General features: G+C 66.8%; 10 protein-coding genes. 2 read left to right on the top strand and 8 right to left on the bottom strand.

Annotated elements, in window-relative coordinates; genetic code table 11:
- On the bottom strand, positions 1–2,056 hold a 2,056-nt coding region (locus tag KGM94_RS17930), incomplete at its 3' end, for an ATP-binding protein (RefSeq protein WP_300262156.1).
- A 131-nt stretch (positions 2,057–2,187) separates the two neighbouring features.
- On the opposite strand from KGM94_RS17930, the gene xth reads away from it, so the two are divergent.
- Positions 2,188–2,985: an exodeoxyribonuclease III gene (gene xth / locus KGM94_RS17925; protein ID WP_300262152.1), complete on the top strand. Its 798-nt coding sequence runs from the start codon at positions 2,188–2,190 to the stop codon at positions 2,983–2,985.
- A gap of 132 nt (positions 2,986–3,117) precedes the next feature.
- Here xth and KGM94_RS17920 read toward each other — a convergent pair whose 3' ends face one another.
- From KGM94_RS17920 to KGM94_RS17890, 7 genes are all read right to left on the bottom strand, one after another.
- Positions 3,118–3,945 carry a tetratricopeptide repeat protein gene (locus KGM94_RS17920; RefSeq protein WP_300262149.1) on the bottom strand — a complete coding sequence of 276 codons (828 nt, stop codon included), beginning with the start codon at positions 3,943–3,945 and terminating at the stop codon, positions 3,118–3,120.
- Positions 3,932–5,656 carry a dihydroxy-acid dehydratase gene (gene ilvD, locus KGM94_RS17915; RefSeq protein ID WP_300262146.1) on the bottom strand — a complete coding sequence of 575 codons (1,725 nt, stop codon included), beginning with the start codon at positions 5,654–5,656 and terminating at the stop codon, positions 3,932–3,934. The genes KGM94_RS17920 and ilvD overlap by 14 nt, the downstream gene beginning before the upstream one ends.
- 359 nt (positions 5,657–6,015) lie before the next feature.
- On the bottom strand, positions 6,016–6,231 hold the full coding sequence (locus KGM94_RS17910; RefSeq protein ID WP_300262143.1) for a hypothetical protein: 216 nt from the start codon (positions 6,229–6,231) through the stop codon (positions 6,016–6,018).
- 192 nt (positions 6,232–6,423) lie between these two features.
- The gene (locus KGM94_RS17905) at positions 6,424–6,600 is read right to left on the bottom strand and encodes a hypothetical protein (RefSeq protein ID WP_300262140.1); all 177 of its coding nucleotides are present in this window, start codon (positions 6,598–6,600) and stop codon (positions 6,424–6,426) included.
- A 129-nt stretch (positions 6,601–6,729) separates the two neighbouring features.
- Entirely contained in the window at positions 6,730–7,554 is an 825-nt protein-coding gene (locus tag KGM94_RS17900; protein WP_300262136.1) for an arsenite methyltransferase, read from the bottom strand.
- Between the two features lie 35 nt (positions 7,555–7,589).
- The gene (locus KGM94_RS17895) at positions 7,590–7,916 is read right to left on the bottom strand and encodes a metalloregulator ArsR/SmtB family transcription factor (RefSeq protein WP_300262133.1); all 327 of its coding nucleotides are present in this window, start codon (positions 7,914–7,916) and stop codon (positions 7,590–7,592) included.
- 64 nt (positions 7,917–7,980) lie between these two features.
- A complete protein-coding gene (locus tag KGM94_RS17890; protein WP_300262130.1) occupies positions 7,981–9,717 on the bottom strand; it encodes an adenylate/guanylate cyclase domain-containing protein in 1,737 nt (578 codons plus the stop codon).
- Positions 9,718–9,971: 254 nt separating this feature from the next.
- Here KGM94_RS17890 and KGM94_RS17885 point away from each other — a divergent pair.
- Positions 9,972–12,173: transglycosylase SLT domain-containing protein (locus KGM94_RS17885; RefSeq protein ID WP_300262127.1), on the top strand; the 2,202-nt coding region annotated here is incomplete at its 3' end.

Raw genomic sequence — 12,173 nt, 5'->3', positions numbered from 1 at the left:
CCAGGCCGTCCATGTCGGGCATGCGCACGTCCATCAGCACGATGTCGTAGTCGCCTTCCGCGGCGGCCTCCACGGCTGCGACGCCGTCGGTCACCACCTTGAGCTCGACGTCGAACCCGCCGAGCATCTTGCTCACGACCATGCGGTTCACCGCATCATCCTCGGCGACCAGAATCCTGAGCGGCCGGTCGAGGCCCGCGATCCGCTCCTTCAGCGCATCGGCGTCGTTGCGGTCGGCCTGGCTGTCGGCGACCGGCGCCTGGCTCCACGGCAACACCAGCGTGAAGCGGAAGGTCGAGCCCTCGCCCGCCATCGAGGTGACGCCGATGGTGCCGCCCATCTGCTCGATGATGCGCCGGGAGATCGCAAGCCCCAGCCCCGTGCCGCCGAAGCGGCGGCTGATCGAGGCGTCGGCCTGCGAGAAATCGGTGAACAGACGTTCGATCTTGTCGGCGGCGATGCCGATGCCGGTGTCGGCGACCGAAAACTCCACGGTGGCGAGCAGATCGCGACGCGACCGGCAAACGGCGGCGATGGTCACGCCGCCCTCGTCGGTGAACTTCACCGCGTTGGAGGCGAGGTTGAGCAGCACCTGCCTGATCCGCGCGACGTCGCCGCGCAAGGTCGGCGGCAGGTCGGGATCGAGATCGACCGTCACCGCCAGCCCCTTGTTCCTGGCGCCGGTCCGCACCATCGCGGCGGCCGCCTCGACCAGCGACTGCGGCGAAAAGTCGATGGCTTCGAACTCGAAGCGGCCGGCCTCGAGCTTGGAAAGGTCGAGAATGTCGTTGAGAATGCGCTGCAGGTTGTCGCCGGATGCCCAGATCGTGCTGACCGCCTCGCGCTGCTCCGCATCGAGCTTCGTCTCGAGCAGCATGCTGGCGAGCCCCAGAACGCCGTTCATGGGGGTGCGGATCTCGTGGCTCATGACCGCGAGGAAATCCGACTTGGCCCGGCTCTCCGCCTCGGCCTTCTCCGCGCGCCAGCGCTCGGTGACGTCGCGACCGAAGCCGCGATAGCCGAGGAACTGGCCGTCGCCGTCATGGGCGGGCTTTCCGGTGAGCGACCACAGCCGGTCCTCGCCGCCCGCCACGACCTCGATGCTCACCTCGTGCAAGGGCTCGCCGTGCTCCATCAGACCGATGATGTTGGAGGCCGTGGGCACGTCGTTCGGGCACAGCATCTCGAGCACGTCGGCGAAGCGCGCGCCGTTCAGGAGTGCCAACGGCAACTGCGCGACGGCGGCGAAGCGCTCGGGCACGTCAACGAGCCGGCCTGCCGCATCGGTCTGCCACAGCCAGTCGCTGGCGTTCTCCTGGAATTCCTTCAACAGCAGCGAGATGATCTCGGCCTTCCGCTCCAGCTCGATCTGCGCCTTGAGATTGCCGAGGAAGAGGTTGCCCTGCGAGACGATGTTGCGCGCCATGAAGAACGCGAACAACATCAGGAACACCGAGGTCACGAGATAGGCACCGGTGCCGCACAGCAGGAGCGCGCCGCCGCAGCCGAACGCCATGGTGGCGAGATAGGCGAGCCCTGCGCGCGGGAATGTCGACAGCGTGAAGGCGCCGCCGGACATCATCCCGACCATCAGGCAGGCCAGGATGAGCTGGCCGGTCGGCTCGGCCCGGCTGAACAGCGCGAGCGGCAGCGTCGCCCAGATCGCGGCGAGAAAAAATGCCTGCCGCATCATGTGCCGGGTCGCGCGCGGCGAGGCCTGCTGCGGAGGATTCTGATGCGAGTGCAGCCAGGATCGCACGGCGAACGAGGCCGCGACGCCGAGCGTCAGCGCCCAGATCGTCAGGAACACGTTCCAGCCGATCCCCCAGAACACGACCAGCACGATGCCGACATTGAGCATGTTGACGGCCATGGTCACCGGGATCAGGCGCGTGACGGCCTCGATCTGCTTTGCGCGGATGCGGCCCATCTCGCGCATGCTGAGACCGGCAGTCATGCCGTCCTCGATCTCGAAGCCGGCAAGCCAATGGAGGAGCGCGCCGAGCAGGCCGTCGCGCGGTTCAACTGGTCGCCGAGATTTGCCGGGCCATCCCATGCCGCATCCATGGCCCATCCGGCGCTTAAACCGGGTTAATTTCCCTGGGGATTTTGCGCAGACGCCGACGCTTTTCTTGACGGTCGCGTTTGCAGTTTGTTCTAACGGAGGCCCCGCTGGAGTATCAGGATATGCCGATCCGCGTCGCCACCTGGAACGTCAACTCAGTCCGGCAACGGATCGAGCACCTCATGACCTGGCTGAAGGAGTGCTCGCCCGACATCGTCTGCCTGCAGGAGATCAAGTGCGTCGACGAGGCGTTTCCACGGCTCGAGATCGAGGCGCTCGGCTACAACGTCGTCACCCACGGGCAGAAGACCTTCAACGGCGTGGCGCTATTGTCGAAGTACCGCTTCGACGAGACGAAATCGGGACTGGCCGGCGACGTTGAGGACGCCCATGCCCGCTTCCTCGAAGGCGTGGTGACCTTGAAGCGCGGCGTGCTGCGGGTCGCCTGCCTCTACCTGCCCAACGGCAACCCGGTCGGTACCGAGAAATATCCCTACAAGCTCAAATGGATGTCGCGGCTTCTCGAGTACGCGAAGGAGCGGCTCAAGGAGGAGATCCCCCTGATCCTCGCCGGCGATTTCAACGTCATTCCGGCCGCCCGCGACGTGCACAATCCCGCGGCCTGGACCGAGGACGCGCTGTTCAAGGCCGAGACGCGCGAGAGCTTCCAGTCCCTGCTCGGCCTGGGCCTCACGGACGCGCTGCGCGCCGTCACCGACGAGTCAGGGCTCTACACCTTCTGGGACTACCAGGCCGGCGCCTGGCAGAAGAACCAGGGCCTGCGCATCGACCACCTGCTGCTCTCGCCGCAGGCCAGCGACAAGCTCGCCGACGTCGGCATCGACAGCTATGTGCGCGGCTGGGAGAAGCCGTCTGACCACGTGCCGGTGTGGGCGGACCTGGATGTGGAGGCGGCGTAGCCTGCCCAACCTCATCCTGAACTCGCGGAGACTCCCCCTCACCCGGAATTCAAGCTGCGCTTGACTTCCCCGCAAGCGGCCGCAAGCGGGGCGAGGTTAAGGTGAGCCGGTCTTTCGATTCAGGCCAATGCCTCAGTCCCGCCGACCCTGCACCCAGTGCTCGAGCATCTGCAGCGCCATGGCGCGATCGTCGTCGGAGGCTTTTGCCACCGCGCGGTTGTAGCTTTCCTTGATCCAGGTCTCGTCGGGCCCGGCGCTGTCACGCGCCAGCGTCAGCCACATCAGGCCGCGCGCGGCCTGCTTCGGCAGGCGATCGCCGTTGAACAGCATCTGGCCGAGCAAAGCCTGGGCCTGGTGCTGGCCCTTCTGCGCGGCAAGCCCGAGCCAGCGCGCGCCGTAGCGGAAGTCCTCGCGCGAGGCGTCCGGCGTCTTCAGGTACAGCCGGGCGAGGTCGTACTGCGCGTCCGCATTGCCGAAGTAGGACGCGGCATAGGAGAACATCTCGCGCGCCCGGTCCGGATCCGGCTTGATCTTCGAGTTCGGGATGCCGTTGAGGTAGTAGCGGCCGAGCGCGACGAAGGCGTTGGCCACGATCTGCGCCTGCGGCGCCGACGGGCTGTCCTCGGCATGCGCGTTGGCGATCCGGCTGAAATACTCGAAGGCCCGCACGTCGTCCTGGGCGACGCCGTCGCCATTGGCGTACATGCGCCCGAGCTTCCACTGCGCGATGGGGTGGCCGCCCTCTGCGGCATATTGCAGCGCGCTGAGCGAGGCCTCCCGGGTGACGGCGGCGGGCGGAACGGCCTTGCGCAAGGCGCCAGCCGCGCTCGGCGCGGGCGACACCACGGGGATCGCCGTGTCCTTCTGGTTGACCGGCGCACCGTCGAAGGCCAACGCCGGCACGGCCAGCGCCGAGGCCCCCAACACCAACGCGACTATGGTACGCCTAGATGTCCGCATAACACTGACTCTCGTGCGCGCCGCCCGGATGGGTCACGGCCCCACCGACCGCTGGCCCGACCTGCTGGGCATATTTCCAGAGCGCACCCGAATTGTGATTAGTCGCGCGGGGGCGCCATTTGGTCTTGCGTTGGGCGAGTTCCTGGTCGCTCAATTTTACGTTAAGGGTACCGGCGACCGCGTCGATCTCGATGATGTCGCCGTCCTCGAGCAGCCCGATCGGGCCGCCGACCGCCGCCTCCGGCCCGACATGGCCGATGCAGAAGCCGCGGGTTGCGCCGGAGAACCGGCCGTCGGTGATGAGCGCGATCTTGCCGCCCATGCCCTGCCCGGTCAGCGCCGCCGTAGTCTGGAGCATTTCCCGCATGCCGGGACCGCCCCTCGGCCCCTCGTAGCGAATCACGATGACTTCGCCCTCGCGATAGGTGCGGTTCTGGACCGCCTCGAAGGCATCCTCCTCGCGGTCGAAGCAGCGGGCCGGGCCGGTGAACCTCAGGGTGGACATGCCCGCGACTTTCACGATTGCACCTTCTGGCGCCAGATTGCCCTTCAGACCCACCACACCGCCGGTAACGGTGATCGGCTTGTCCGCCGGGTGCACCACGTCCTGGTGCGGATTCCATTTCACGCTCTTGAGGTTTTCGGCGATCGTCCGGCCGGTGACGGTGAGACAGTCACCATGCAAATGGCCATTGTCGAGCAGCGTCTTCATCAGAAGCGGGATGCCGCCAACTTCAAACATGTCTTTGGCGACATAACGGCCGCCGGGCTTCAAATCGGCGACATATGGAGTCTTTTTGAAGATTTCCGCCACGTCGAACAGGTCGAACTTGATGCCGGCCTCGTGCGCGATCGCCGGCAGATGCAGCGCGGCATTGGTCGAGCCCCCGGACGCGGCGACCACGGCGGCCGCATTCTCCAGGGATTTGAGGGTCACGATGTCGCGCGGGCGGATGTTGGAGGTAATCAGCTCCATCACCTTCTCGCCCGCGGTCATGCAGAAGGCGTCGCGGATTTCATACGGCGCCGGGGCACCGGCCGAGTACGGCAGCGCAAGCCCGATGGCTTCGGAGACGGTCGCCATGGTGTTGGCGGTGAACTGCGCCCCGCAGGCCCCGGCCGAGGGGCAGGCCACGCGCTCGATCTCGTCGAGGTCCTCGTCCGACATGGCGCCGACGGAGTGCTTGCCGACCGCCTCGAACATGTCCTGCACCGTGACCGGCTGTCCGCGGAAATTGCCGGGCAGGATCGAGCCGCCATAGATGAAGATCGAGGGCACGTTGAGCCGCACCATCGCCATCATCATGCCCGGCAGGGACTTGTCGCAGCCGGCGAGCCCGACGAGCGCGTCATAGGCATGGCCGCGCATGGTCAGTTCGACGGAATCGGCGATGCATTCGCGCGACGGCAGCGAGGAGCGCATACCGTCATGGCCCATGGCGATGCCGTCGGTCACGGTGATGGTGCAGAATTCGCGCGGCGTGCCGCCGGCATGCGCAACGCCCTTCTTGACCGCCTGCGCCTGGCGCATCAGCGCGATGTTGCAGGGCGCGGCCTCGTTCCAGCAGGAGGCGACGCCGACGAAGGGCTGGTGGATCTGCGCGGTGGTCAGACCCATGGCATAGAGATACGAGCGATGGGGTGCGCGCGACGGCCCCTCCGTCACGTGACGGCTCGGCAGTTTGGCCTTGAGATTGACCTTGGCGTCCATCGCGAACCAGTTTCCTCCGCGAACTCTTGTCAGGCCCGAAAAATCAGCCCCAGGATTTGAATAGACCTTGGGGTTTCCGGTTGCCGTTCGCGAGCGTCGCAGTCCTAAAATTTCATTTAGATTTTATTCATGGAGGGGTGTGGCCAAAAAGCGGCGCAGACGTGGACGGGCGGGAACAACGGTCAAATCTCCACCGATTGTTGCGGAGAAGTCACAATCGTTGCCTTGAGGTCACGCCAACGGCACCAAGCCACCCGAGCTTCGTAACCGTTGCACAACCTGAGATTTTGATGGAACGACGATGCGCAGCGAGGAGACTCAAGGCTCGGTCGAGCGCTGCCCAAGCAAGCCTGGACGCCTCAGTGCGCGCCCTTCAGGGTGCAGGACGTCGTGCAGGTGACGGTATTGCCGTGGTCGCAGGACTTGCAGGCATTGACGCACTGCGCCATGTCCTTGGGATTGTAGGAGCTGTAGTTGCGGACCGGGCACGACGCCGTCGAGCCGGTGATGTCGCGATCCGGCTCGCAGCCCGCCAGGGCAAATCCGACGACGATGACGACCGCGAGAGCCCGCATGGGATCGCCCTGGTGAGCAATGGCAAAGCGATGTGTTTGTGGGGTTTTGCATGGCAACAGGCCCCACCATTCCCCTCGTGGCGAATCACGGCATGCGGGATTCGTCACGCGCGATCAGGATGCGCGCCAAGCGTTAAGAACGGCTTTCGACCGCGCGGACGCACGCGCCCAAAACCGCGATCGCGGCCCATCTTACGCTGCATCGCGACTGGCCAGCGACCTCCGCGTGTCGGCGGCGAGTTCGCCGTAATGCACCGCGAGCCGCAGATAGAACTCCCGCTTGGTCGAGTCGGTCGCCAGCTTGGCAATCAACTCGCATTCGGCGGCGAGCCTCTCCAGCCGCTCCTGTCTGTCCTGAAGGTCCGTCATCGGCGTGTCCCCATTCCGACGCCTCGAACGCCATCAGGCTACGCCCGGGAATAGGTCACCGCGAACATCGTTATTCGGCAGAAGCAATTTTCGAGTTGTCGATGGGGCTGCCTGCCATCACCCCCTCCCTCAATTGCAGCAACCGGGTGCGCAGCGGGAAACTACGGCCGGCTTCGTCGCGCGGATGAAGGCGCCCATGAACTTGCCGTCGACCTCCTTGGCCATGGCGTCGACGTCGATGCCCTTGCCGGCCAGGAACTCGCGCGCGTCCGCCACCTCGTAGATGCGCGTGGGCTCGATGCTCGCGGCTTCGAAGCCGGCGGCCTTGAGCCTGGAGGTATACTCGCCCTCCTCCAGCGCGCCGGCGATGCAGCCGACCCAGAGCAGCATGTCCCGCCGCAGCGCGTCCGGCACCTCGCCCCTTACCACGACGTCGGAGACCGCGAACCGTCCGCCGGGCTTCAGCACCCGGAACGCCTCGCGCAGCACCTGATCCTTGTCGGCCGACAGGTTGATCACGCAGTTCGAGATGATGACGTCCACCGAATTGTCCGGCAGCGGGATGTGCTCGATCTCTCCCTTGAGAAACTCGACGTTCGTCGCGCCCGCCCTGGCCTGGTTCTCGCGGGCGAGCGCCAGCATCTCGTCGGTCATGTCGAGCCCGTAGGCCTTGCCGGACGGCCCGACGCGGCGGGCGGAGAGCAGCACGTCGATGCCGCCGCCGGATCCGAGGTCGAGCACCGTTTCACCCTCCCGCAATTCAGCGAGCGCGGTCGGATTGCCGCAGCCGAGCGACGCCAGCACGGCCGCCTCGGGCAACTGCCCGGTCTCCTGATCCGAATAGAGATTGGAGGTGATCGGATCGGCGCATTTGGCCGGGCCGCAGCAGGAGGAGCCGGCCCGCAGCGCGGCTTCGCTGTACTTCTGGCGGACGGCTTCCTTGATCTCTGTCATCGCGACCTCCTCGGTTTCGTTGGCTTTGATGTTGTTCAGGCCGGCACCCCGGTTCGCTTGCGCGCGGGCGTGCAGGACAACCCTTCGCAACAGTTCTCGGTCAGGAAGCCGAGCAGCGCATTCATGCGCTCATACCGGGCCGCATAGATGATGGAGCGGCCGTCGCGCCGCGCGCTGACGAGGCCCGCCGAGCGCAGCCGGTCGAAATGAAAGGTCAGGGTGTTGGGCGCAAGACCCAGGGTCTCCGCGATCGCTCCCGCAGGCATACCGGTGGGCCCGGCCCGAACCAGCAGGCGGAAGACATCGAGCCGGTTGTCCTGGGCAAGCGCGGCCAGCGCCGCAACGGCATCCGTCTTTTCCATATTTCAACGAGTATCGAAATAATTACCGCTGGTCAAGCGAGCGGTGGAGAGAACATCGCGACGGCTATTTCTGCTCGAAGCGCCAAGCGCCGTCCCAATCGGAGGCCGGCGGATCGGCCTGCAACTGGTCGACGCGGGCGAGCATGGTCCGCGACGGGCCGTCGCCGGGGACGCTCTCCAGCGCCGCGGCAAACGCCGTGCGTGCTTCGTCCCAGCGGCAGGCGCGATAGGCGGCAAGCCCCTCGGCGTACCGCGCGCGCAAGGCCTCCTGCGCGGCGGAGAGTACCCCGCCCTTGCCCATCACCTCGAACACCGCCTGCGCCGTGCTCTGGCCGGCGACCGTCAGGCGATCGATCTCGCGCAGCTCGACGCGCGCCCCGAGCGATGCCGCGGTCGTCTGCGAAATCAGCACGCGGCTGCCGTAGAACTTGTTCGCCGCCTCCAGGCGCGAGGCGAGGTTCACCGCGTCGCCCATCACCGTGAAACTCATCATCAGTTCGGAGCCGATGCTGCCGGTCAAGACCTCGCCGGTCGCAATGCCGATCCGCAGGTCGCACTGCGCCGGCATGGCGCGGATGCCGAGGAGATCGGGCAGCTGCTCCTGCAGGCTTGGGACCTGCGCGACCATGTCGAGCGCGGCAAGGCAGGCGAGCCGCGCCTGCTCGGCGTCCTCGACGAAGGGCGGGCCCCAATAGGCCATGATGGCGTCGCCGATATATTTGTCGATGATGCCGCGGTTGGTCCTGATCGGCGCCGACATCACCGTGAAATAGTGATTCATGACCTTGACGAGGCCGCGCGGCGTCATGCCCTCGCTCATCGCGGTGAAGCCGCTCATGTCGCAGAACAGGATGGTCATCACCCGCCGCTCGCCTTCGACCGCGACCTCCGGCCGGTCGATCAGCCCCTGCACGATCTTCGGGTCGATGTAGCGGCCAAACGTCTCGCGGATGCGCTCGTTGTGGCGCAACTGCTCGACCATGCGGTTGAAGGCGGCCGCGAGCTGGCCGATCTCGTCCCGGGTCGAGACGGTGATGGGCTGGTCGAAGCGGCCGGCCTCGACCTCGCGCGTGCCTTCCAGGAGCCGCCGCACCGGCCCGGTGATGCCGCTACTCACCATCCATGCGAAGCCGAGGCCGATGATCGCGGCGAGCAGCGTGACGACGCCGGAAATGAGGATCGCCTGCTTCTGCTGGCGGACCACGGTCGCGGTGCTGGCAAATACCTGGGCCAGCATGTCGGCGCGTATCGCATCGGTCTTCTGGATGAAGATATCGCGCAGCGCATCGACGCGCCTCAGCGTCTCGCGCGCGCCGGCGAAGTCCCTCGCCTCGAGCTGCGCGAGCAGCCTCGTGTCCTCCTCCCCGATCTCGCGCCGAAGCTCCGAGACGGCGTTCTCGATCCGGTTCTCGATGCGGGCGAGCGCCGCGTTGTCCGACGGCGTAGCATCATCGGCGATGATCGCGTTGATGAGCTTCCGTGCGGCGTCGGCCTCCTGCTCGACCAGGGGATCGGACTCGCGAAAGGTCTTCAGCCGCGCCGCATAGGCCTCCTCGTCGGGCGGCGTCTGCATCTTGGCGATGACCATGCGCCGCAGCGCCAACGCGCGCTCCAGCGAGCGGACGTTGGCGCGCGCGAGGTGGCTGTAGGCCGGAATGTAGCGATTGGTCAGCTCGTCGAGCAGGACCCCGACCCGGCTCGACATCACCATGGACAGCGCCGAGCTGATCACCATCAGGATGATCAGTCCGAGGGCGATACCGACGATCTTGCGCCTGATCGACTGGTTGAATATCGGCATGGGACGGCAAACGAAGGGCTGGGAAACGGCTTTGGAACTCCATACACCGGATTTGCCGCCGGGAACACACGCACTGCCAGCCGTTAACGCGGGTTAACGATCGGCTGCCGAGCGGTTCCGCGAGCAGGTATTTTCGCCGCATTGTTGCACGAGCGTGACGGACACGACTCGATGCCGTGGTATCGTTCGCCGTTCGGTCCGCGCTGAATCGCGGATCGTGGTTTGTGCTGATGGTTTCGCAGGGGGACCATGGAATGAACCAGTGCCTACGCTCGCTGGCGTGTCTGCTCGCCTCGGTCTTGCTCGCGCTGCTCGCGACGGAGGCGACAGCGAAAACCACCCACAAATCGTCCACGCCGAAGAAGACCGAGGCCAAAAAGACGCCCGAGGCCAGGAAGGCCAAAGAGGCCGGCGGGCGTCATCATCGCACCGCCTCGGCCGGCAAGCACAGGCACGGCCGGCATGCCGAGGCAAAGCGCAAGTCGAAGAAGTCGGTCGAGCCGACCGAGGCGCGCGCCGCGCCGCCTTTGACCGGAGACCTCGCGGCGGTGAAGGACGCCATCGATCTCGCGCGCAAGGGCAAGACGGAGGATGCGACCGCGGCGCGCAACCGGATCGCCGATCCCGCAGGCCAGAAGCTCGCCGAATGGTTCATCCTGCGCAACGCCGAGACCACGGCGAATTTCAACCGCTATGCCGCCTTCATCGCCGCCAATCCGGACTGGCCCAGCGTGACCCTGCTGCGCAAGCGGGCGGAGGTGCGGCTGTGGCAGGAGAAGAGCGACGCCGCGACCGTCCACGGCTTCACCTTCGACCGGCCGCTGAGCGCCAAGGGCAAGTTCGCGCTGGCCCGCGTACTGCTCGCCGAGGGCGAGCGCTACCGCGCTGCGCAGCTCGTTCGCGCGGCCTGGCGCTCGGAGGAATTGTCGGAGCGCGCCGAGGAGGAGGCCGACGAGGCGTTCGGCGATTTGCTCACGGCGGACGATCGTCGCGCGCGGATGGACAAGCGCATCGGCGCCAAGGATTTCGCCGGCGCCCGGCGCGCGGCAAAACGGCTCGGCGAGGACGCGGTCGCGATCGTGAAGGCCTGCGCCGCGGTGCGCGGCAAGGCCGACAAGGCGAAGGACCTCCTGGGCGACGTGCCTACCGAGGCGCGGGGCGACCTCGGCTACACGCTCTGCCGCGTGCAGTGGCTGGTGCAGAAGGACCGCATCGACGATGCCGCCGAGGCGATGCTGGCCGCCGCACCGGGCACGATGGCGCTGCAGGACACCGACGAATGGTGGCGCGAGCGCCGCTTGCTCGCCCGCAAGCTGCTCGACCAGCACAAATACAGGACCGCCTACGACGTCGTCCGCGCGGCGGCGGTGCCGGCGATGGACGTCTACCGGGCCGACTTCCACTTCATGTGCGGCTGGATCGCACTGCGCTATCTCGACGATCCCAGGACGGCGCTGACCCATTTCGCCTCCATCGACGAGGGCTCGGCCAACCCCATCGTGCTGGCGCGGGCGAATTACTGGCGCGGCCGCGCGGCGGAAGCGCTCGGGGCGACGAACGACGCACTCGCGAGCTATGAGGCCGCCGCGCGCTACCCGACCGCCTATTACGGCCAGCTCGCGCGCGCCAAGCTCGGGTTCGAGCGGCTGGCGCTGCGGCCGCCCTCGCCGCTCGTCGCCGCCGCAGGGACCGAACCGGCCGACGCGCGGGTGCGCGCCGCCGAGATGCTCTACGCGATCGGCGAGCGCGACGTCGTCCTGTCGTTCGTCGACGATCTCGCCGAAGAGAGCACCGACGCCGCCGTGCTCGAAGCGCTCGGCGAACTCGCGGGCCGCCGCAACGACGCGCGCGCGATGCTGGAGATCGGCAAGTCGGCGCTCGCCCGCGGCCTCGCGCTCGATCACTACGCCTTCCCGACCATTGGCATTCCCCCGCACAAGCAGGTTGCGCCCGAGATCGAGCCCAGCATCATCTATTCGGTGGCGCGGACCGAAAGCGCATTCGACCAGCGCGACAGGTCGCCGGCCAACGCGGTCGGTCTGATGCAGGTCACGCCGGAGGCGGGCCGCGACACCGCGAAGCGGTTCGGCGTCCCCTACGACTGGGACCGCATGGTGTCAGATCCCGTCTACAACACGCAGATGGGCGCGGCCGAGCTCAGCGCGCTGCTGAAGGAATATTCGGGCTCCCAGATCATGACGTTCGCCGGCTACAATGCCGGCCGCGGCCGCGTGCGCGAATGGGTGCAGGCGCATGGCGATCCCAGGGATCCCAAGATCGATCCGGTCGACTGGGTCGAGCGCATCCCGCTGTCGGAGACGCGCAACTACGTGCAGCGGGTGATGGAGAACGTGCGGGTCTACCGCGTGCGCTTCGAAGCCGAAGGCGCGGTGTCGGCCAGGTCCAGGCCGCGCATGGTGACGCAGGAAGCCGGCGCGAGCCCAATGCCGGCGAGC

This window comes from Bradyrhizobium sp., assembly GCF_028868675.1.
Classification (GTDB): domain Bacteria; phylum Pseudomonadota; class Alphaproteobacteria; order Rhizobiales; family Xanthobacteraceae; genus Bradyrhizobium.
This window is presented reverse-complemented; position numbering and strand designations above follow the sequence as displayed.